The organism is Caballeronia sp. GAWG2-1, assembly GCF_023631405.1.
GTDB lineage: Bacteria > Pseudomonadota > Gammaproteobacteria > Burkholderiales > Burkholderiaceae > Caballeronia.
Genome location: NZ_JALQDD010000040.1, coordinates 487130 through 507669, shown reverse-complemented (window position 1 = coordinate 507669; position 20540 = coordinate 487130). Strand labels below are relative to the sequence as shown.

General features: G+C 62.7%; 18 protein-coding genes, 1 pseudogene and 1 riboswitch. Of the genes and pseudogenes, 9 read left to right on the top strand and 10 right to left on the bottom strand.

All coding sequences use genetic code 11. The features are described 5' to 3' along the window. Positions 1 to 121: 121 nt before the first annotated feature. A pseudogene (locus tag NCR98_RS29280) lies at positions 122 to 403 on the bottom strand (alpha-hydroxy acid oxidase); the annotation flags it as partial. A gap of 12 nt (positions 404 to 415) precedes the next feature. After that, positions 416 to 1681, bottom strand: coding sequence for an MFS transporter (locus NCR98_RS29275; protein WP_250469185.1), 1266 nt, complete (start codon positions 1679 to 1681; stop codon positions 416 to 418). A 263-nt stretch (positions 1682 to 1944) separates the two neighbouring features. Between NCR98_RS29275 and NCR98_RS29270 the strand changes: the two genes are divergently transcribed. From NCR98_RS29270 to NCR98_RS29260, 3 genes are all read left to right on the top strand, one after another. Beyond that, positions 1945 to 3135 (top strand): GGDEF domain-containing protein, encoded by a 1191-nt coding sequence (locus NCR98_RS29270; protein WP_250469184.1) that lies wholly within the window; start codon positions 1945 to 1947, stop codon positions 3133 to 3135. 421 nt (positions 3136 to 3556) lie between these two features. Beyond that, complete coding sequence (locus NCR98_RS29265; RefSeq protein WP_250469183.1) at positions 3557 to 6016, top strand: hybrid sensor histidine kinase/response regulator; 2460 nt, start codon at positions 3557 to 3559, stop codon at positions 6014 to 6016. Between the two features lie 197 nt (positions 6017 to 6213). After that, positions 6214 to 7590: a CoA transferase gene (locus NCR98_RS29260; protein WP_250528104.1), complete on the top strand. Its 1377-nt coding sequence runs from the start codon at positions 6214 to 6216 to the stop codon at positions 7588 to 7590. A gap of 48 nt (positions 7591 to 7638) precedes the next feature. Here NCR98_RS29260 and mntP read toward each other — a convergent pair whose 3' ends face one another. Further along, a complete protein-coding gene (gene mntP / locus NCR98_RS29255) occupies positions 7639 to 8208 on the bottom strand; it encodes a manganese efflux pump MntP (RefSeq protein WP_250528103.1) in 570 nt (189 codons plus the stop codon). Positions 8209 to 8222: 14 nt separating this feature from the next. Further along, a riboswitch (yybP-ykoY riboswitch) is annotated at positions 8223 to 8390 on the bottom strand. 85 nt (positions 8391 to 8475) lie between these two features. On the opposite strand from mntP, the gene NCR98_RS29250 reads away from it, so the two are divergent. Continuing rightward, positions 8476 to 8922, top strand: a complete 447-nt coding sequence (locus tag NCR98_RS29250; protein WP_250528102.1) for an ester cyclase — start codon at positions 8476 to 8478, stop codon at positions 8920 to 8922. Positions 8923 to 9587: 665 nt separating this feature from the next. After that, complete coding sequence (locus tag NCR98_RS29245; RefSeq protein WP_250494453.1) at positions 9588 to 10487, top strand: glycoside hydrolase family protein; 900 nt, start codon at positions 9588 to 9590, stop codon at positions 10485 to 10487. 6 nt (positions 10488 to 10493) lie between these two features. Here NCR98_RS29245 and NCR98_RS29240 read toward each other — a convergent pair whose 3' ends face one another. Beyond that, positions 10494 to 11996, bottom strand: a complete 1503-nt coding sequence (locus NCR98_RS29240; RefSeq protein ID WP_250510936.1) for a PQQ-binding-like beta-propeller repeat protein — start codon at positions 11994 to 11996, stop codon at positions 10494 to 10496. A gap of 536 nt (positions 11997 to 12532) precedes the next feature. Between NCR98_RS29240 and NCR98_RS29235 the strand changes: the two genes are divergently transcribed. After that, a complete protein-coding gene (locus NCR98_RS29235; RefSeq protein ID WP_244830975.1) occupies positions 12533 to 12670 on the top strand; it encodes a hypothetical protein in 138 nt (45 codons plus the stop codon). 97 nt (positions 12671 to 12767) lie between these two features. Here NCR98_RS29235 and NCR98_RS29230 read toward each other — a convergent pair whose 3' ends face one another. From NCR98_RS29230 to NCR98_RS29220, 3 genes are all read right to left on the bottom strand, one after another. Further along, positions 12768 to 15341: a glucose/quinate/shikimate family membrane-bound PQQ-dependent dehydrogenase gene (locus tag NCR98_RS29230; RefSeq protein ID WP_250528101.1), complete on the bottom strand. Its 2574-nt coding sequence runs from the start codon at positions 15339 to 15341 to the stop codon at positions 12768 to 12770. A gap of 117 nt (positions 15342 to 15458) precedes the next feature. Beyond that, positions 15459 to 15785, bottom strand: coding sequence for a hypothetical protein (locus NCR98_RS29225; protein WP_250528100.1), 327 nt, complete (start codon positions 15783 to 15785; stop codon positions 15459 to 15461). A 50-nt stretch (positions 15786 to 15835) separates the two neighbouring features. Then, entirely contained in the window at positions 15836 to 16084 is a 249-nt protein-coding gene (locus tag NCR98_RS29220; RefSeq protein ID WP_244830978.1) for a hypothetical protein, read from the bottom strand. A gap of 117 nt (positions 16085 to 16201) precedes the next feature. On the opposite strand from NCR98_RS29220, the gene NCR98_RS29215 reads away from it, so the two are divergent. Continuing rightward, positions 16202 to 16570 carry a hypothetical protein gene (locus NCR98_RS29215; protein WP_250528099.1) on the top strand — a complete coding sequence of 123 codons (369 nt, stop codon included), beginning with the start codon at positions 16202 to 16204 and terminating at the stop codon, positions 16568 to 16570. Here NCR98_RS29215 and NCR98_RS29210 read toward each other — a convergent pair whose 3' ends face one another. Together NCR98_RS29210 and NCR98_RS29205 are read right to left on the bottom strand one after the other, a co-directional pair. Beyond that, on the bottom strand, positions 16571 to 17767 hold the full coding sequence (locus NCR98_RS29210; protein ID WP_250469171.1) for an amino acid aminotransferase: 1197 nt from the start codon (positions 17765 to 17767) through the stop codon (positions 16571 to 16573). Positions 17768 to 17798: 31 nt separating this feature from the next. After that, positions 17799 to 19211 carry an amino acid permease gene (locus NCR98_RS29205; RefSeq protein WP_250469169.1) on the bottom strand — a complete coding sequence of 471 codons (1413 nt, stop codon included), beginning with the start codon at positions 19209 to 19211 and terminating at the stop codon, positions 17799 to 17801. 308 nt (positions 19212 to 19519) lie between these two features. Here NCR98_RS29205 and NCR98_RS29200 point away from each other — a divergent pair, with 308 nt between their 5' ends. Both NCR98_RS29200 and NCR98_RS29195 read left to right on the top strand, forming a co-directional pair. Continuing rightward, positions 19520 to 19759, top strand: a complete 240-nt coding sequence (locus NCR98_RS29200; RefSeq protein WP_250469167.1) for a hypothetical protein — start codon at positions 19520 to 19522, stop codon at positions 19757 to 19759. 88 nt (positions 19760 to 19847) lie between these two features. Then, positions 19848 to 20009 (top strand): hypothetical protein, encoded by a 162-nt coding sequence (locus NCR98_RS29195; RefSeq protein WP_250469165.1) that lies wholly within the window; start codon positions 19848 to 19850, stop codon positions 20007 to 20009. 75 nt (positions 20010 to 20084) lie between these two features. On the opposite strand, the gene aroQ is transcribed toward NCR98_RS29195, so the two are convergent. Continuing rightward, positions 20085 to 20522 (bottom strand): type II 3-dehydroquinate dehydratase, encoded by a 438-nt coding sequence (gene aroQ / locus NCR98_RS29190; protein WP_244830984.1) that lies wholly within the window; start codon positions 20520 to 20522, stop codon positions 20085 to 20087. Between the last annotated feature and the right edge of the window lie 18 nt (positions 20523 to 20540).

Genomic DNA, 20540 nt, shown 5'->3' with positions numbered 1-20540 from the left:
CCCGCCCCCCCCCCCCCCCCCCCCCCCCCCCCCCCCCCCCCCCCCCCCCCCCCCCCCCCCCCCACCCCCCCCCCCCCCCCCCCCCCCCCCCCCCCCCCCCCCCCCCCCCCCCCCCCCCCCCCGCCGCGAGAATCTCGCCATCCGCGCGTTGCATGCCGGCGATGCCGGTCGGTGCAATGGCGACCGGCATCGAAACGGGGATACCAGCCATCGTCGTCGTGAGATTGCGCTCGCTGAAATCCACGGCGACACGCTGCCGGAACTGCAGTTGCGCGAAGTCGTCACTGTTCGCGCGATACGTCGATTCGGTCCACGAACCGGCATCGACATAGTCGTAGAACATGCGCGGCACGCGCTTCCTGGCGGCGATGCGCAGTTCGTCGATAGTCGCATAATGTCGCATGATTTTTCGCCGTTACGCGAGTTCGGGTTGAAGCTGCAATTGAGGCTTGGGCGGTCTTACGAACACCGCGACGAAGATCGCGCCGAGCGCGGCGATCGCGCCGGTCAGCAAGAACGCGCTCTTGAAGTTGCCGGACCATTGCACGAGAAAACCCGTCAAGGCCGGCGCGACGATCCCCGCCAGATTGGCGATGAAGTGCACGAAACCGCCGACCGCGCCGACGCGCCGCTTTTCCACGGTATCGAGCACGATCGCGAAGTAGGTGTTGTACGACGCGTACATGAAGAAGACGGCGATGGCCATCAACGTGACCGCGCTCGTCAGGTCCGTCACCGTGCCTGTCACGCCGATGCACACCGCGCCCGCGCCCAGGCTCGTGATCAGCACGATCTTGCGCGCGAAGATGGCGCGGCCGGTCTTCTTGTAGATCCAGTCGCAGACCAGGCCGCCGACCACGAGGCCCGTCGCGCCGACCGCCCACGGAATCACGCTCACCACGGCCATCTTCTGAATGCTGAGGTGATGCGCCATCGTCAGATAGCTCGGGAACCACGACAGGAAGAAGTACAGGATGTAGGCGTAGCCGAAGAAGGCGAACGCTGTCGAAAGGATCGCTGGGCGCAGCAGGTAAGTGGACAGCGGCGCGGGGGAGCCATCGGCGGCGAGGGCCGCGTCGTCTTGCGCGAGGGCTTCGGCGGATTCCTCGATGGGCGTCGACGGCTTGTCCTTCGCCAGCAGCAACCACGCGAGCACCCAGAGCGTGCCGACCGCGCCGATGATCACGAACGACGTGCGCCAGCTCGTCGCCAGCGCGAGAAAGCCGACCACGGGCCCCGCGATCGCCGCGCCGACCGACTGTCCGGAATTCGCGATACCGATCATGCTCGCCTGCTGCCTGCGCGGAAACCAGTTCGACACGAGCTTGTTGATGTTGGCGCAGAGCGGCCCTTCACCCATGCCAAAGACAATGCGCACGAGCAACAGACTGACGATGCCGACCGCCGTTGCCGTCAATCCGCAAAAGAGCGACCAGACGAGCATGGAGACGGCGAGCACGGCTTTCGGTCCCCATCGATCCGCCGAATAGCCGCCGACGAAACAGAAGATCGCGTAGCCCACAAAAAAGCTGGAGAACACGATGCCGAGTTGCGCGGGATCGAGGTTGAGCTCGCGGGAAATGAGCGGCGCGGTGATCGATAACGCCGCCCGGTCGAGATAACTGATCGCTCCACCTACGAACAACAGACTTACGAGAGTCCAGCGCGCACGCGTCTCCATCGATGTCTCCTGGTGAGGGCCTCGGTTTGCGCTGAAAACGTTCAGTGCATCCAATGTACATTCAGCGTAGTTGAGACAAGCGGGGCGTGTCAATGAAGGAGTTGCAGGGGTAAACCTTTACGGCTTCGATCGGTGGAGGCGGAACGCTTCGCGTCGAACGGCCATCATCGGCGCCCTAAAGCTCCCCGCGCCCCCGCCGTTAACCGTTGTGATGGATGGCTTTTCGCCACTCCGGCCTTTGCCGATCCGCGCATCGCACCGACATGGACCAACTGACTGAGGTGTACACGCTGCCCCGCTTGCGGGCAGCCAAGTGGTTACTGCACGCGGGGCCGGACATCCCCCGCGCGATTCGCGTCGCCCTGGTCGGCAGTCTGTTCGGCACGCTGCCCATTTTCGCGGGCGGCGTGCTCAACACGATTCTCGTCGCCTGGGTGCTCACGCGCCGTCATCCGACCATCGCGTTTCATGTGTGGCTCGCGCTCGAAATCGCCGTGTGTTTCGTGCGGCTCGTCGTGCTCGTCCTTGCACGCCGCCGCGCGCGCGAACGGCGCGCCACGTTCACCGATCTCTACGTGCTGCTCGCGCCCATGTGGGGCGCGACGGTCGGCTACGGCGCCCTCGTGAGCGTGCTCTCCGGCGACTGGGTCGCGGCCACGCTCTCGTTTTTGTCGGCGGCCGCGATGGTCGGCGGCATCTGTTTTCGCAACTTCGGCGCGCCGCGTCTGGTCGCCGTGATGATCTTCCTGTCGCTCGGGCCGTGCTGCGTGGGCGCACTCCTGTCGGGCGAGCCGACGCTCTGGGTCACGTGCCTGCAGATTCCGTTTTATCTCTTCGCGATGAGCGCCGCCGCGTACCGCCTGAACGGAATGCTCGTCACGACGATGAAGGCCGAGCAGGAAAACGACCGCCGCGCGCGATACGACGAGCTCACCGGCCTGCTCAATCGCGCCGGTCTGTTCCGGGCGTTGCGCTCGCGCGTGCCAGGCAAGCGTTATCAGAACGATGAAAGCGCGTTGCTCTATCTCGATCTCGACGGCTTCAAGGCGATCAACGACGATCACGGCCACGAAATTGGCGACACGCTGCTCTCGCTCGTCGCAAAACGCTTGCGCCTGGTATCGGGCGAAGGCGCGCTGGTCGCGCGCCTGGGCGGCGACGAATTCGTGATCGTGACGCCTCCCGAAGCCGACCCGCCGGCACTCGCCGACACGCTCGTGCGCGAACTGTCGAAGCCATTCATGGCGAACGACGGGATGGCGCTTGGGATCGGCGTGAGTATCGGCATTGCGAAGTTCAGCGACGACGACCGCGAACTCGACGGTGTGTTGCGCGACGCCGACAACGCGCTCTACGAAGCCAAGCGCGCGGGCAAGAATCGTTGGGTGGCGGCAGAACGCTGGTTCAAGGCGGCGCGGCCATCCGGCATTCGTCCGGCGGCGCGGACTGCATGAGCCCGAAGCCGGAAGCCGGAAGCCGGAAGCCGGAAGCCGGAAGCCGGAAGCCGGAAGCCGGAAGCCGGAAGCCAAAATTTACCGGCTTCTGACGAAGGCAAGTAAATCGGTATTCGAAGTTCGCTGTTTTTACCGCTGAAGCTACAAAGAATATTGTTTTTCAATCGGTCCGGCGTTTAAAAGGCATGCATGACTCGCATCCGAAAGGCGGGTTTCGCCGTATCGACTCCTAATCGATTCAGCTTCGCCTTACAAACGAAGTCAAAATTTCCTCTCCTCGCAAACGTTTGCGCAGGATTTTGTGTTTCAATACCAAAATAAAATATCGGCTGCGCTTTTCGATATTTCCGCGATTACAATTCGCGATCCGTCGATTGGAACAAGAGCTATGCACTCGCAATTCGAGGCTTCGACTCCGAACATGAAATCAAAGGCGGAACATAACCGTCAGGCGCACTTTCAGCGCTGGTTCGCTATTTTTGCAAGTCTCGCCCATTCCCGGCTGCCGCTTCCCGCTTATCTGCAAAGAGTCACGGATACCTTGAGGGAAGTTGCCGGCGTGGCGTCTGCGGTTGTCGAGTGGATCGAAGGCGATCAGCTCGTCTATTGCGCGGCGAGCGGAGTCGCCGCGAAAAGCGTCGGCACGCGTCTGCCGACCGCGGGCAGTCTTTCGGGCTTGTGCATCACGCGGCAGCAAGCGCTCATCAGCCGCAATACGGCGAATGATCATCGCGTGGATCGTGCTGCATGCGAAGCCGTCGGCGCTGTCTCCATGGTGGTCGCGCCGGTCATTTACGAAGGCCGGTCGGTCGCGGTGCTGAAACTCATTTCAAGCGAACCCGATTACTTCAGCCAAAGCGATATCTCCATTCTCAACGCGTTTTGCGCGTGCATTGCGGAAACCTTTGCACGCGAGGAAATCGCGCAGGAGAACCGCAAACTCCTGCAAGAGAATCAAAGCGTAAATGCGGACCTGACGGTCGAATTGTCGTTACGTATCGAATACGAAAAAAAGCTTGCCGATGCCATGCGTCGTCGCCGCACCGTGCTCGACAACGCGCATATTGCGTTCGTCGCCATGGACGAAGCCGGCATGGTCGTGGACTGGAACGAGGCCGCAACCAGCCTCTTCGGCTGGCGCGCGCAAGAGGCGCTCGACCGCGAACTCGCGCAGCTCATCGTGCCGGAGCGTTATCGCGATGCGCATCGCGCCGGTCTCACGCGCTATCTCGCCACCGGCGAGGCGCGCATGATGAACACGCGCGTGGAACTGCATGCGCTGCGCCGCGACGGCAGCGAATTCGCCGCCGAGCTGACCATCAGCGAAGTGTGGTTCGACGGGCAGCGGCAGTTCGCGTGCTTCATCCACGACATCACGGATCGCCGCCGCGCGACGGAAGCGGACGAACGCCTGCGGCTCCTCATCCATTCGGTGAGCGACTACGCCATCTGCATGCTCGACCACGACGGCATCATCCGTTCGTGGAACGACGGCGCGCGCGCGCTCTACGGCTTCACCGCGCAAGAAGCGATCGGCCGGCATTTCGCGCTCTTCTATCTGTCGGACGAACAGGGCCGCGACCGTCCTGGCGACGACTTGCGTCTCGCGGCGGAACGCGGCCGCACGGAACACGAGGACTGGCGCACGCGCAAGGATGGCTCGGAGTTCTGGGCGCACGTCATTCTGAGCGCGCTGCCCGCCGCCGATGGCCGCGAAAAAGGCTTCGTCGCCATCACGCGCGACATGACCGCGCGCAGGCGTTTGGAAGAACTCGAGGCGTCGAGCCGCCGCATGAACGAGTTTCTCGCGTTGCTCGGCCATGAACTGCGCAATCCGCTCGCGCCCATCCGCAACGCGGTGAGCATTCTCAAGCTAAAGGCTTCCGACGATGCCGATGTCATTCGCAGCCGCCATATCGTCGACCGGCAGCTCGCGCATCTGACCAAGCTGGTGGACGATCTGCTCGAAGCGGGCCGCGTGAGTTCCGGCAAGATCCGGCTCGCGACCGAGACCGTGGATATCGCCGATGTCGTGCACCTGAGTGTCGAAGCGAGTCAACCGCTTTTCGAGGCGCGCGGGCAGCGGCTCGACGTGGACGACAGCGGCCAGCGCCTCTTCGTCAATGGCGACCCGACGCGGCTCGTGCAAGCGCTCAATAACCTGCTCAACAACGCGGCGAAATTCAGTCCGCCCGAGTCGACCATCCGGCTGGAAATCGGTCCACGCGGCGGCGCGGCGCTTCTGCGCGTGACGGATCAGGGTCGCGGCATTTCCGCCGATGCGCTCGCCTCCGTGTTCGATCTTTTCGTGCAGGAGCATGCGCCGGGCGCGCATCCGGATGAAGGCGGGCTTGGCATCGGCCTCACGCTGGTTCGAGCGATCGCCGAATTGCATGGCGGCCACGTCGAGGCGAAGAGCGGCGGCACTGGCAAGGGCAGTGCGTTCAGTTTGTGGCTGCCGCTCGCGCAACCGCCCACGCAGGGCATCATGCCGCCTTCCGCGCCGAATGCGGTGGCGAGCCGTCAGCTCGACGTGCTCGTTGTCGACGACAATCGCGACTCAGCCGACAGCATGACCTTGCTCGTCGATATGCTCGGTCACGCGGCGCGCGCGGCGTATGACGGCCCGGAAGCGCTAGCATCGTTCGGGACGACGCGTCCGCAAGTCGTGCTGCTCGATCTATCGATGCCGGGCATGACGGGCTTCGACGTCATTCGTCAGATGCGCGATGAAGGCAAGCGTGTGATCGTCGCCGCAATGACGGGTCTTGGTTCCGACGAAGACATGGCGCGCACGCGGGCGGCCGGGTTCGACGCACATTTGGTCAAGCCGGTGGATTTGCCTGAGCTGGAGCGCGTGTTGGCGATGGCGGGGAAGTGAAGGTGTGCGGGCGGTTGGCGTTGGGCATCCTGCGGGCCTATGCCAAGCGTTGAGCCGTCGGCGTCAAGTCGCGACCGCCTGCGCCGCCTCGCGGACCACTTTTTCCGCTGATCCACGCGCTTTAGACAAGCGCAACGTGCGCGCTCAATCAATCGGCGCGACAATGCGTCATCGCTGACCCGCGCGCACTCATCGCCATGACTTCTTTCGCAACGCTTACGAATCTCTGGCAACTCGCCGGCCTTCCCGACGATGCCCTCCACCTCGTCGATCTACCCGGACACGACCCGGTGTTTCCGTCATCGTTCGCCGTGGGCGAAGCGGCGCAATCGACCATCGCGGCGGCAGCGCTCGCGGCCTCCGAGCTGGCTCATGCGCGCGGCGTCGACCGCCAGCGCGTGAGCGTCGACATGACGCACGCGGCCGTCGAATGCACCGACTGGTTCACGGTCGATGGCGCCGAACCCGAGACCTGGGGCGAGTTCTCGGGCCTCTACCGCACGGCCGATGGCTACGTGCGCATACACGCAAACTTCGAGCATCATCAGGATGGCGCGTTGCGCGTGCTGGGTCTCGACCCGCACAGCGCCACGCGCGCCGATGCCGAACGCGCGCTGCTCGAATGGCGCGCGAACGATTACGAAACCGCGTGCGCCGAACGCGGCCTCGTCGTGACGATGCTGCGCAGCTTCGAAGAATGGGATGCGACGCCGCAAGCCAAAGCCATCGCCGCGCAGCCGTTGCTGAAAATCACGCGTATCGGCGACGCCGCGCCTCTCGCGCTGCCCGCGCTCGACAATGACGCGCGCCCGCTGACCGATATCCGCGTGCTGGACGTCACGCGCATCCTTGCCGGTCCCACGGGCGGTCGAGCGCTCGCCTCGTTCGGCGCGGACGTGATGCTCGTGAATTCGCCGCATCTGCCGAACATTCCCGCTATCGCCGAGACGAGTCGCGGCAAGCGCTCCGCGCATCTCGACCTGCACACGGAGGACGGTCGCGCGACGCTGTGGCGGCTGATCGATGACGCGCATGTCTTCTCGCAAGGCTATCGGCCGGGCGGGATCGCCGAGCTTGGCTTCGGGCCCGAGGCGCTGGTGGCGCGGCGGCCGGGCATCGTGTACGTGTCCTTGTCGGCTTATGGCACGGAAGGTCCGTGGGCGGATCGGCGTGGCTTCGATTCGCTCGTGCAGACCGCGATAGGCTTCAACGCCGCCGAAGGCGAAGCGCAGGGCGATGGCAAACCGCGAGCGCTGCCCATGCAGATGCTCGACATGGCGAGCGGCTTTCTGATGGCATTCGGCGCGGCCGCCGCGCTATGGAAGCAACAAACGGAAGGCGGTAGCTGGCACGTGGAGGTTTCGCTCGCACAGACGGGACACTGGCTGCGCGGGCTTGGACGTATCGACGGAGGGTTGAAGACGGCGCGGCCGGACATCGCCGCATACACCGAGGAAAGCAAATCGGGTTTCGGCATGCTGCGCGCGGTCACGCCGAGCGCGCGCTTCGAGCGCACGCCGGCGGGTTACGCGAGGCCATCGGTGCCGCCGGGAACGGATGAGGCGAAGTGGTGAGTTCGTGGCTTGGGCGGCGCTTTCTAACGCGACACGCAGAACTTCGCATCAACTCAAGTAACCCAGATGCTCCGCAAGGATCACGCTGCCCACGCCGATGAGAATCAGCCCGCCCAAGATCTCCGCGCGCTTGCCGATAGTCGCGCCGACCAGCCGTCCGACCATCACGCCGATGGTCACCATGAGCATGGTTGCGAAGCCGATGGTCGCGGCGGTCGAGAAGATATCGACGTCGATGAACGCGAGGCCCGCGCCGACCGCCATCGCGTCGATGCTGGTGGCAAAGCCCGTGACGGCGAGCACCCAGAAGGAATGTGAATTGGGCTTCTCTTCTTCGTGAGCCGATTTGCTTAAGCCTTCGCGGATCATGCGCGCGCCGAGCACGAAAAGCAGGCCGAAAGCGATCCAGTGGTCCCACGCGGTGACGTATTGCGCGGCGGCGCGGCCGAGCGCCCAGCCGGCGAGCGGTGTGAGCGCCTCGATTACGCCGAAGATGACTCCCGCCTTGAGCGCCTCGCCGATGCGCGGTTTATGCAGGCTCGCGCCTTTGCCCACGGCGGCGGCGAAGGCGTCGGTGGACATGGCGAAAGCAAGGAATACGGTGGAAGCGAGGTTCATCGAGTAGCGCTCTGGTCTGGTCGGGCAAGCACAAGGACAGAAGGCGCGCCCGACCGGAAGCGCATTCTGTCGATGGTCTTGCCAACCTGTGACGGCTGCCCATGCCACGGTCGAAAGACCGAGCGTGTTGACATGGACGCTTTCCCGGGCGGGAAAGCCGGCTACTCCCCAACGAAGAAATGCGAGCTTAACACGACAGATCACCCGATCCGGACCATTGGGTTAAAGTGGGTTGCAACGCCGCATCCCTAACGCTCAGGAGGCACCATGGAGGCAGAACACATCACCCAGTCAGAAGCCCGCGCGGCCGTCGAGCGTCTTTACGCCGCCTTCGCGCAAAAGGACGTGAACCTGCTGCGCCAAGCCGTGACGTCGGACTGGGAATATCTGCCTGAGCCGGCCGGCTTCAAAGCCGGTCCCGACCAGATGATTCCCATCTTCGCGGAGATGGCGGCTGCGCTGCCTGACATGCGCATCGAGATTCTAGACATGCTCACGCAGGACAATCGCGTCGGCGTGCGCGCGGAAGTGAGCGGTACGCAGTCCGGTCCGTTGATGGGCATCGCGGCGACATCGAAGCCGGTTCGATTTGCCATTCACTCGTTCCATGAGATACGCGATGACCGTGTGTCGAAGACGTGGCATCTGGAAGACTGGTTGAGCGTGTTTCGGCAAATTGGCGAAGTGCCGCGCGGTATTGGATCGGATGCGTAATTCGAGAACGCGCGAAGTCGATTGAAACGAGAAAAGTCTGAAGCGTACGTCGTTTATCTTTCTTTCCAACACGTCGTGGGCGGCGCGTCGCGAATTTTCAATTTTCAAATGCGCCGCGCATTGCCCGCTGACTATTCAGCTTTAATTTTTCCGACCAAATAAATCTCGCAACACGCTTCCTTCTGAAGCCTGAATCGCTGTCGCCATTAAGATTACATCCTCCGCTCTTCGATTATCTCGCAAAGATAAGCGCGGCTCGTGAAAGTGACGCGATTAAGTCTTGATTATCCCGTCTGTCACCGTCTATATTTCTCGACGCACCGCGCCATTTCCATCGGCAAAAGACGCGGCCCCGCTTGCGCTTCGCGTTATCAGCATCGCGCTATTCACCTGTCTTCGCGTCCGCGAATGAATTTAATTTTCCGCGACATAAGCGAGCACACGTCATCGGCTTGTTTTGGATTATGCAAATCGCTCATCGCTTAATTAGTTTTTGCAGAAACACAAAACCGGTTTTGCCTGCGATCTTTTCAGCAAGTCTGTTATTAACCGCTTGCGGTGGTTCGGACAGCGCTAACGTGCCATCGAGCGTCGATAATTCACGCTATCGTCATCACGCCGCGTCCGCCGCCATAAATCCCGTCGCCAGCGATTTATTCTACGGAATGAACGGTCACAACAGTTATGGCGATGTCTATTATCTCGCTGGCGCCGCTAGACAATTAGCGCAGCTTCAGGATCTCGGCATCAAACTGTATCGCAACGAGGTGTATAGCAAATCAACCGCCATGCGTCTCGCCAATGTAGCCAACGCGCTGGCCGCCGGTGGGGTGACGGTGTACCCGGTGATCTTGATGGGCATCGATTTTGCCGATGAAGACTCCGCGTATCAATCGGCCTATGCGCTCGCGCGCGACGTCGTGAGTGTGCAGCGTTACGCCTACTACGAAGTGACCAACGAACTCGGCTCGGCAACGGTCGCCGGATGGGTGGACGGCGTGCGGCCCACGGACTTCGACAACCAAAAGTTCCAGATTGCGCGTGGCGTCATCCGAGGCATGATCGCCGGCATCAAGTCGATGGACCCGTCGGGCAAGATCGTCATGGGCGGCAATGCGTGGATGCAGTACGGCTTCGTGACGATGCTCGCGAACGGCACACAGCCGGACGGTTCGGGCGGGCATCCCATCGTGACGTGGGACATCACGGCATGGCACTGGTACTCCGACCAGGGCAACATCGAGCACGCGTGCGGCGGCACGGGTTGCTACAACGTCATCGGCGCGCTTGCCCGGTTCGGCAAGCCGGTATGGATCAATGAAATGGGCGTGCGGCCCGACTTCGGCACCGATCAGCAAGCGGCCGCCTTCCTTGCCAACGACATGCTCGGCGGCCTGAGAGCGATCGCGGTGCGCTACGACATCGAATCCTTGCAGATCTACCAGCTCTACGACGATCCGCCTGGCGGCGAAGGACCTTACGGTGTGATCCTCGACGACGGCCAGACGCCCAAGCCCGCCTACGCCGCCGTGAAGCAATTCATCGCCACCAATCCGCGTCCATGACAAGCATCACCGCAAACCGAACACGCCCACGCCGTTGCGCGTCCCCACATAGACCTTGCCGTTCGCGATCATCGGCGTAATGAACTTGTTGCCCTGCCCGAACTGATCGCGCGCGCCCGCCGCCTGATTGCTGTTGTAAAGCTCGCGCGCGAGATTGCTGGCGTCGTAGGCGTGCAGCACGGCGATGGTGCCATTCTCCACCGCCCACACGATGCCGTTCGCCGCGCCGTTCGCAGACACGCTCGGCGTGGCGCCCGGCGAGCCGAAACTGTTCGCGGTCTGGCTCGTCGGCGTCGTGGACAAGGCGGCGTTCGCGATGCCGAACGCCTTGATGCTGTCGCCAATCGAGCCGAAATAAACGGTGTTGTTGAAGTACGCGGGCATGGCGAACATCGGGCCGCGAATCTGCCCGACGATCTCCTGATAGATGTGATCCGCATTCGAATCGAACTTACCCATCGCGTCGCGATTGACCACGTAGATCGTCGATGTCTTGCCCGCGCCGAGCGCGAGATGATGCGTCGTGCCGCCCGCATCGACGAGATCGGGCAATACGAGCGCGCCGCCCGAACCCAGATCTTCATCGGCTGCCGATTCGTTCACCGTGTTCGACGGCTGGAAATAATCGGTGACGGCGAGGGCGGGCGAAGTCCCGAGTTTCAGAAAGCCGTTGCCGAAATTGCCATGAATCGGCATGCCGTTGCCGTCGAGCGTGGCGTCGAAAGTGCCGTTGGCATCGAGGAAATAGATTGACGTGCCGTCCGACGCGAGGCCCGCGCCGCTCATCCAGATCGCGCCCATCTGGCCGTTCGGCGTGAGATTGAGCACGTTTGCCTGCTGCAGCGTGCTGGCGTTATAGCCGATCACCCAACCGGTGTACGGCATGATGTCGCAATGCGATGTCCACGCGGTATAGACCACGCCGTTTTGCAGCAACAGCGAAGCGCGCTCGGCGTACTGGCCGGGATCGAAGCTCACGCGGCCATTCGCGCTGCCCGCGCCCGTGCCGGGATACGACGCGGCAATTTCGGTCGGACCGTTGAAAAGTTCCGCACCTGTCGTGATGTCGAGCGCGTGAATGCGCTGGTGATACTTGCCCGACGTGTCTTTCGACATGCCGACCACGTAGATCGCGCCATTCGGGCCGCGCGTGCGGTCGATGACCGGCGTCGCCGTAATGCCGATAGTCGGCGTGATCTGGCCGCAGCCATGGTCGTCGCTCGGTGTTTCGCCTGCGCCTAACGTCGACGATTTCCACAGGATCGCGCCGGTGTCGGCGTCGAACGCGTAGACACTGGCGTTTTCGGTGGCGACGTAGAGCACGTTGTGCGTGCCGCCCGCGATTGCCACGCTCGTCAGGAAGAGCGGTTCCGCGTCCACGGGTCCGTCCGCCGCAAGCACGTTGAGCTTGCCGAAGGTCGTCGAATTGACGTTCGCGGGCGTGAGCTTCGTTTCCGCGAGTTGCTGGCCCGTGCGGCCGATGTCGTTGTGATAGGTCGCAACGTCCATCGGATGGGCGACAGGGGCAACGACGGTGCCCCCGCCCGCTCCGCCCGAAGACCCCGAAGACCCCGAAGCGCCGGATGCGTCCGATGCGCCTGAAGGGCTCGAAGCGCCCGCGGGACTCGACGCGCCTGACGGAGTCGACGCCGCTGACGGACTTGAAGCCGTCGAAGGATTCGACGCCGGCGCGCTGCTGCCTGCCGCCGGAGTCGAACTGGAACCGCCTCCCCCGCTGCATCCGCCAATGATGGCCGACACGATTACTGCGCTACACAGCCACGGCAACGCGCCGGCACGGCTCGAGCGATCCCCTTTCATACATCCTCCCTTCTGGAAGAACGGCGTAATCAGTCGGTTTTGCCCTGCATTGGAGCAATTTGGATTCCACTTCCATCACATGCGGCCTATGCCCTTCAGCTTGCACGCAAACCACACTTTTGGAAATATCGAAAGCAACTTGTTGCACTGCGTCATAACATGCTAATATAGGGTTATTACCTAGTTAGTTACCCTAGGTCGTTCATTTTCAAGGGAGTTTAGTCATGGCCGTCATCGCCGTTACCTCAAGTTCGTTTGTTTTCGCCATTGCCAAGACCGTGCGCGCCGCTTTTCTGGACGCGCTCAAGACACGCGCGAAAGTCAGCAAGCTCATGGCCGATGCCTATCGGCGCGCGGCTTGAGTCGCTCTACTCGCGGCGGCGATCATGCTGTCGCGCAGGTTGAAAAAGGAACGGCGGGCAATTGCCCGCCGTTCCTTTTTTTCGCTTACCGTTTGCGTTACTGCAGCGTGTAGGCAATCACGTAGTCGCCGGCTTTCGTGCCGAGCGAACCGTGGCCGCCAGCCGTGACCAGCACGTATTGCTTGCCGCTGGCATCGGCGTAACTCATCGGCGTCGCCTGGCCGCCCGCGGGCAGACGCGCTTCCCACAGTTTGTGGCCATCGCGCACGTCGTAGGCGCGCACGTACTGGTCGAGCGTACCGGTGAGGAACGCCACGCCGCCTGCCGTGACCATCGTTCCGCCGAGGCTTGGCACGCCGAGCGGCATCGGAATGGGCAGCGGCGCGCTATCGCGGATCGTGCCGTTCTTGTGCTGCCACGCAATCCCGCCCGTGCGCAGATCCACGCCCGCCACGTAACCCCACGGCGGCGCCTGACACGGAATGCCGAGCGGCGAAAGAAACGCGCTGATTTCATAAGCGAACGGCGTGCCGCGCGCCTGCTTGATACCGCTCGTCTCGCTGCCCTTCTTTTCCCCTTGCTGCGCGTCGAGCTTCTCGCGCGGAATCAGTTTCGACACGAACGCCATGTAGTCCGGATTCGCGATGAGGATCTGCCGCACCGGATCGACCGACACGCCGCCCCAGTCGAACACGCCGAAGTTACCCGGAAACACGAGCGTGCCCTGCTCGGACGGCGGCGTGAACGGGCCTTCGTAACGCAGACTCTTGAACTTGATACGGCACCAGAGCTGATCGAACGGCGTCGTGCCCCACATGTCGGCCTCGCGCACGCGCGGCGGATTGAAGTTGAGCGCGGAAACCGCCTGCGTCGGCGCGGTGTGGTCGCCACGCGCAGCGCCTTGCGGCACCGGCGTCTCGGTAATGGGCACGATCGGCTTGCCGGTCTCGCGGTTCAGCACGTAAATGCTGCCCTGTTTCGTCGATGCAATCACCGCCGGTTGCGTGCCCTCCGCCGTCTGCAAATCGACGAGCGTCGGTTGACCGCCCACATCCATGTCCCACAGATCGTGGTGCGTGAACTGGTAGTTCCAGCGCAGCTTGCCCGTGAACGCATCCAGCGCGACCAGGCCTGCCGCGAAGCGCTCGGCTTGCGGCGTGCGCTGTCCGCCCCACTGATCGGGCGTTTGGTTGCCCATCGGCAGATAGATGAGCCCGCGCTTTTCGTCGACGCTGAACATCGACCACATGTTGGGCGAGTTGCGCACGTAGGTGCCGCCCGGCGCGATGGGTTCGGTGGCGTCCGGATTACCCGAGTCCCAGTTCCAGACCAGATGGCCGTCGTTCACGTCGAACGCGCGGATCACGCCAGAAGGTTCGTTGTTCGATTCGTTGTCCGTCACGTGACCGCCGACGATTACCAGATTGCGCACCACAGCGGGTGGCGAGGTGGAGTAATAGCCGCCGGGCGTGAACGGTCCGATGTTCAAACGCAGATCGATCGCGCCGTTCTTGCCGAAGTTCGTGCAGGGCTTGCCGGTATCGGCGTCGAGCGCAAAGAGCCGGGCGTCGGCGGTCGGCAGAAAGAGACGGCGCGAGCACTCTCCGGTGGCGGCGGTTTGAGCAACGGCTACGGGTGCGGCCGGTGCGCCGGGCGCGGATGCTTCGGCGGGCGCGGAGGCGCTGGCCGAAGCGGTGGCGTCGGAAGCCGTCGTATCCGTCGAAGCCGCGGGCGCGGATGCGCTCGCGTCGAGCGCTGGCGCGGAAGCGGAAGCGGAAGCAGCCGCATCGGCGGCGGAGGGCGGACCCACGTGCATTGCCGCATCGTAATAAGCGACGCCCCGGCAAGTCATGTGCTCCCAGTGTTTGAAGCCGATGGGACTTTGAATCTGCGGATCGAAGCGCCAGCGTTCCGCACCCGTCGCGGCATCGAGCGCGATCACCTTGCTATGCGGCGTGCACAGAAAAATGGTGTTGCCGACCTTGATCGGCGTGTTCTCGTCCGTCGTCTCCGTGGGATCGTCGGGGCCGGGCATGTCGCCGGTACGAAACGTCCACGCCACTTTCAGCTGATGCGCGTTCTCGGGCGTGATCTGCGCGATCGGCACATACCGTTGCGCCAGCGGCGAGCCGCCGTAATCGGTCCAGTCGCTTGCCGCGCGTCCGGTGCCGGCGTTCAGATCGGCCTGATTCGGATCGGCGGCTACGTTGACATCGATACGTCCCGGACGGTCATGGAAGTCCTGAAAGTACGTGCCTGCACCGAGCAACAGCGTGAGGATGACGGCAGCGGCCAGCGGCACGCGGGCGGCGCGTGCAGTCGAAGGCGGCCCGAACAGCGCGCCGCGATGCACGAACGGAATTAGCAGCCACAGTGCGAGCAGCAGCCAAATCCAGAGACGCGGCATGAGTTGCCAGAAATCGAACTTGACTTCGAAGACGGCCCAGATCGTCGAGGCAAACAGGAAAATTGCAAACAGCAAGAGCGCGGAGCGCCGCCGTATCAACAGCAAAAGGCCGGTCAGTACGATGGCCGCGCCCGCGATTACGTAGTACCACGATCCTTGCAAGGTCACGAGGTAAGCACCACCGGCCGCAAGCACCGCGCCGATGATGATGAACCCGACGGCCGTGACGAACGTGAGCGGATGAAGTCTTCCGGTGCCAGCCATACTGCTACCCTCCGTGATGATGAATGGCGGAACACAGCCGTCCTGCGGCCGTGGTTCGGACATGGTGAACCGGGGGAGGGTAGCAATTCGCGTGCCGTGACGACACCTTGCAACGGCTCAAGCCAGAGCGCGCGGCCAGCGTCCGAGAAGAACGTTGGCCATGGGGAGATCGGCGAGTAATGCAGCTTTCAGATCGCTTCGTTCGGAGAAGCGCGGCGCGTCGAGCCACGCGAGGAACTCGTCGCACCACACGCCCCACGCGTTCTCGTCGAAATCGAAGTCTTCGTCGATACGCCCGTTATCGCGCAGGTACGCGCCCATCACTTGCTTGCCGTTCCAGTAAGCCACGGCCACGTCGTTGAAATCAGCGGTCATGCCGCGCGGCAGGTCGCGCAACAACATGGCGACATGCGCTTTGAACGAGGCAAAATCGGTCGGTCTCATCGCGTGCTCCGCTTCAAGGATGTCATCGTGCCCGATATCGCGTGCCCGCCTCAGCCGAACACGCGCTTGTTCAGATCCTTCTCGAAGGCAACGGTCCAGTGGGAGCCATGCCCGATGCGATATTCGCGTTCCTTCGAAGTGGATCGCCGCACGATCGTTACATAGCCCTGCAATGGATAGACGTCGTCGACGACATCCGACGCGCCTGCTTCGGTCACGAGGAAATCGCCCTCGGTGAAACGGTGGCGCGCGAGAATCGCAAGAAACTCCGCTTTCTCGTCCGGTGCGATCACTGACATGGCGGCCCTCCGGGACTGAACGCTGCTTCATTCAAGGTAGCACACGCGCGCGGGAACGTCGGGCAAAACGCGCGCGGAGTGTGGGGCGCAGCCCTTTATCGAACGAGGCCGATACTAATGAACATTCGTGTGATTTCGCTATGCGCGATGGCGTTGATGCTTCGCGCTGTCGCGGCTAGCAGCGCCGAAGCCGCGCCATGCGGCACACTCGAAGGCGCGGCGGGCAGCTCATTCGCGCTGCGCGAAGGCGAAAGCGGGAATCTGAAACGCGGCGACGAGACGATACACGGCGCGCTGCACGTCTATCGAGACGATGCGGTGTATCGCGTGTACTGGCAGCCCGATGGACGTCCCGAGCAGTACGTGCTCTCGAATGCGGGAGAGAACAGCGTGCGGCTCGTTGCGACGCCGCCGCGCGGTTCGAAGGTGGATGCGGGACCGGGCACGCTGCCTTCGCAGAGCGTGCTCTCGTGTCCCGCTTTATGACTAGCGCGCCAGCACCTTGCCGATGGAGTCCGCCACCACCTGCACGTTGCTGTCGTTCAGGCCCGCGACGCACATGCGGCCGGAGCGCAAGATATATACGCCGAACTCCTCGCGCAGACGGTCCACTTGCTCCGCCTGCAAGCCGGTGTACGTGAACATGCCGCGTTGCTTGATATAACGCGCAAGCGCCTCGCCGCGTACATGCTCGCGCAGGCCGTCGTGAATCGCGTGCCGCATACGCGCGATGCGCTGACACATCGCCGCCAGTTCCTCGCGCCACGATTGCGCGAGTTCCGGCGTGTTCAGCACCTTGGTCACGATCTTCGCGCCGTGCGTCGGCGGATTACTGTAGTTCGCGCGCACCGCGCTCGTCAATTGACCGAGCACGCGATCGGCTTCGGCGGCATCGTCGCACACGACATGCAGACCGCCACAGCGCTCGCCGTACAGCGAGAAATTCTTCGAGAACGAGTTGGCGACGAACGCCGGCACGCCGCGCCGCGCAATCTCGCGCACCGCGAAGGCATCGGCGTCGAGCCCTGCGCCGAAGCCCTGATACGCCATGTCGACGAAGGGCAGCAAGTCGCGCTTTTGCAGTACGTCGATGACCTTCACCCACTGCGCTTCGTCTAGATCGACGCCTGTCGGGTTATGACAGCACGCATGCAGCAGCACGACGCTCTTTGCAGGCAGCTTGTCGATGGCGTCCAGCATGGCATCGAACAACAGCCCGCCGGTTGCTTCGTCGTAGTAGGGATATGTGTTCACTTCGAAGCCCGCGCGCTCGAAGATGAAACGGTGGTTCTCCCACGTCGGATCGCTTACCCACACCTTCGTGTCCGGAAAGTAACGACGGATGAAATCCGCGCCCACTTTCAACGCGCCCGAACCACCGAGCGTCTGCACGCTCGCAATGCGTCCGTCGGCACGCGGTGCGCTCTCGGCGCCAAAAACGAGCGTCTGCACGGCATCGCGATAATGCGCGAAACCGGCCATCGGCAGATACGGCTTCGGGCCGAGTTCCTGCAAGAGCGAAAGCTCGGCTTCGCGCACGGCTTGCATCACGGGAAGGCGGCCGGCATCGTCGAAATAGATGCCGATACTCAGATTGACCTTGTCGGTGCGCGGGTCCTTCTGAAAGTTTTCGTTCAGCGTGAGAATCGGGTCGCCGGGGTAGGCATCGATATGTTCGAACATGGTGGTGGTTTCAGGACTTCGGGACGGGAGTTCAGCGAGTCGGCGCGCGGCGCGATTGGCCCGCGCTGCCGTTCCTTTTTCCGAGATAGTAGCCGATTCCGAGAACGGCCAGCCAGATCGGGATCAGCCAGACGGAGAGCCGCAAGCCCGGCGTCTCGAACATCACCCAGACTATGCCCGCGACGAATGCAAGACACAGATAGTTCGTGAGCGGATAGCCGAGGCTCGGGAACGCCGTCACCGAGCCGCTCGCGCGCTTCCTAGCGCGGAACTTCAGATGGATGATGCTGATCATCGCCCAGTTGATGACGAGCGCGGATACCGCGAGACCCATCAGCAATTCGAAGGCGCGTCCCGGAATGAAGTAATTGATGAGCACGCAAGCCGCCGTGACGAGCGCCGACACGCCGAGCGCAACGAGCGGAATGCCGCGCGCGCTCACCCGCAACAGGGCGCGCGGCGCATTGCCTTGCTGCGCGAGACCGTAAAGCATGCGGCTGTTGGCATAGACGCCGCTGTTATAGACCGAGAGCGCGGCCGTCAGCACGATCACATTGAGCACGTTCGCGACGAGGCCGCTGTTCATCTCGCGGAAGATCAACACGAACGGACTGCCGCCCGTCACGACCTTGTCCCACGGATACAGCGAAAGCAGCACGCCAAGCGCGCCGATATAGAAGATGAGAATGCGATAGATGACCTGATTGGTCGCGCGCGGAATGCTGCGCGACGGGTCTTCCGCTTCCGCTGCCGTGATGCCGACGAGTTCGAGCCCGCCGAACGAAAACATGATGACGGCCATGGACATGACGAGCCCGCTCACGCCATAGGGAAAAAAGCCGCCGAGCTTCCACAGGTTGGTGACGCTCGCTTGCGGCCCCGCGTGACCCGAGATCAGCAGATACGCGCCAAACAGGATCATGCCGACGATGGCCGCGACCTTCACGATGGCGAACCAAAACTCCATCTCGCCGTATGACTTCACGCTCGTCAGATTGATGGCGTTGACGAGCGCGAAGCACACGAGCGCCGACACCCACGCGGGCAGCATCGGCCACCAATACTGCATGTAGATGCCGATGGCCGACAGCTCCGCCATGCTCACGAGAATGTAGACCGCCCAATAGTTCCAGCCGGAGATGAAGCCCGCCGCGTTGCCCCAATAACGTGCAGCGAAATGGCTGAACGAGCCGGCCACCGGTTCATCGACGACCATCTCGCCCAACTGCCGCATGATGAAAAACGCCGCCAGCCCGGCGATGGCATAGCCGAGCAGCACGGACGGCCCCGCGAGCCGGATGGTCTGCGCGACACCCAAAAAGAGCCCGGTGCCAATTGCGCCGCCAAGCGCGATCAACTGGATATGCCGGCTCTTGAGTCCTCGGCGGAGTGTCGTCTGCGATGCCTGTACTGCCTGTTCTGTCTGTGAAGTGCCTGAAGCCATGTCGATGCCTGCCTGAACTGCGCGAAAACCCCTAGGGTTCTTTTGAGCCGCAAAGCGGCCCACTGTTGTTTTTTTGTCCGAATGACACGCAAACGTTGCTTTTATCGTTTTGACCAGCGAAGCGGACGAAACGCGATTCTACCGCCTGGCCGCCGCGGAGCCTTATCGGGCGGACCTTGCTCGCCGTTCCCGGCAACTTTAGGCCTACCGCGCAAACGATTTGAGGCCGGAATCAGGGCTTGTTCGGAGGATTGATTCGGCATCCGCGACCGCAAAATTCATCTCATGCACTCAACGGGGAAGTCGACATGTTTCAGACGATGGAAGGCAACGCGGCACCGCATCGCGTAATCGGTTCGAAAGCGGATTCGGAAGCGGAACTCTTGAGCACGCTGCAGGCGGCGTCGGAAAACATCATGCGCCTCGCGGGCAAGCTGCTCGCCGGACGCGACGCCTCGGCGCAAGACGCGGTCTCCATCACCGAACAGAAAGAACTGGCGCAACTGACCATCGGCCGATTGCTCGCGCTACCGGCATCGAAAATTTAAGCACCAAAGAGAAGCGCGGCGGCTCCATGTGGAAGCCGTCCGCGATCAGGGAATTAGACGCGCAAGCCCAAAGAATCTGGAAGAGAACATGAACTACCTGACGATCATCGCAACTGTGTGGGCGATTTGCGCGATCTGCGCGGTGCTGTTCATCCGCGGCTCGGCGGCGCAGCAAATGAAGCCGGCGCGCGTGCGTCGTGACCAACGCACGCTTGCCGAGCGCATCAAGGATTTCAGCCACACGGCCTGAAGTAGCGCGGTCCCGAAGTACCGCGTCCGAATACGGCAGGCCGTTGTCGCCCGACAAACGGCCGCTGCCGATGAATTATTTGATTGCCGCCACCGCCGCGCGCAAGCCGAGCAGATAGCTGTCCACGCCGAAGCCGGAAATCTGCCCCTTCGCGACTTCCGCGAATACCGACTTGTGACGGAACTCCTCGCGTGCATGCACATGCGACATGTGCACTTCGACGATAGGCACGGTGAGAATGGCGAGTGCATCGCGAATACCGTAGCTGTAATGCGTCCACGCGCCCGCGTTGATGATGATCGCATCCACCTTGTCTTCGAACGCCTTGTGGATGCGCGCGCACATCTCCCCTTCGATATTGGTCTGGTAACTTTCCACCTCGACGCCCAGTTCCTTGCCGAGCGCTTGCAACTGTTCGTCGATCTGCGCGAGCGTGGCCGTGCCGTACTGCTTGGGGTCGCGCTTGCCGAACATGTTGAGATTGACGCCATGCAGCGTGAGGATCTTTGCCATAACGAATTCCTTTCGGTG

Bases quoted from the DNA above. Each gene is read 5' to 3' on its own strand.
- NCR98_RS29240 (WP_250510936.1), bottom strand. From the start codon at position 11,996: ATGGACGTTGCGACCTATCACAACGACATCGGCCGCACGGGCCAGCAA.
- NCR98_RS29200 (WP_250469167.1), top strand. From the start codon at position 19,520: ATGTTTCAGACGATGGAAGGCAACGCGGCACCGCATCGCGTAATCGGT.
- mntP (WP_250528103.1), bottom strand. From the start codon at position 8,208: ATGAACCTCGCTTCCACCGTATTCCTTGCTTTCGCCATGTCCACCGAC.
- NCR98_RS29205 (WP_250469169.1), bottom strand. From the start codon at position 19,211: ATGGCTTCAGGCACTTCACAGACAGAACAGGCAGTACAGGCATCGCAG.
- NCR98_RS29245 (WP_250494453.1), top strand. From the start codon at position 9,588: ATGAACGGTCACAACAGTTATGGCGATGTCTATTATCTCGCTGGCGCC.
- NCR98_RS29265 (WP_250469183.1), top strand. From the start codon at position 3,557: ATGAAATCAAAGGCGGAACATAACCGTCAGGCGCACTTTCAGCGCTGG.
- NCR98_RS29275 (WP_250469185.1), bottom strand. From the start codon at position 1,681: ATGGAGACGCGTGCGCGCTGGACTCTCGTAAGTCTGTTGTTCGTAGGT.
- NCR98_RS29215 (WP_250528099.1), top strand. From the start codon at position 16,202: ATGAACATTCGTGTGATTTCGCTATGCGCGATGGCGTTGATGCTTCGC.
- NCR98_RS29210 (WP_250469171.1), bottom strand. From the start codon at position 17,767: ATGTTCGAACATATCGATGCCTACCCCGGCGACCCGATTCTCACGCTG.
- NCR98_RS29260 (WP_250528104.1), top strand. From the start codon at position 6,214: ATGACTTCTTTCGCAACGCTTACGAATCTCTGGCAACTCGCCGGCCTT.
- NCR98_RS29270 (WP_250469184.1), top strand. From the start codon at position 1,945: ATGGACCAACTGACTGAGGTGTACACGCTGCCCCGCTTGCGGGCAGCC.
- NCR98_RS29220 (WP_244830978.1), bottom strand. From the start codon at position 16,084: ATGTCAGTGATCGCACCGGACGAGAAAGCGGAGTTTCTTGCGATTCTC.
- aroQ (WP_244830984.1), bottom strand. From the start codon at position 20,522: ATGGCAAAGATCCTCACGCTGCATGGCGTCAATCTCAACATGTTCGGC.
- NCR98_RS29250 (WP_250528102.1), top strand. From the start codon at position 8,476: ATGGAGGCAGAACACATCACCCAGTCAGAAGCCCGCGCGGCCGTCGAG.
- NCR98_RS29195 (WP_250469165.1), top strand. From the start codon at position 19,848: ATGAACTACCTGACGATCATCGCAACTGTGTGGGCGATTTGCGCGATC.
- NCR98_RS29235 (WP_244830975.1), top strand. From the start codon at position 12,533: ATGGCCGTCATCGCCGTTACCTCAAGTTCGTTTGTTTTCGCCATTGCC.
- NCR98_RS29225 (WP_250528100.1), bottom strand. From the start codon at position 15,785: ATGAGACCGACCGATTTTGCCTCGTTCAAAGCGCATGTCGCCATGTTG.
- NCR98_RS29230 (WP_250528101.1), bottom strand. From the start codon at position 15,341: ATGGCTGGCACCGGAAGACTTCATCCGCTCACGTTCGTCACGGCCGTC.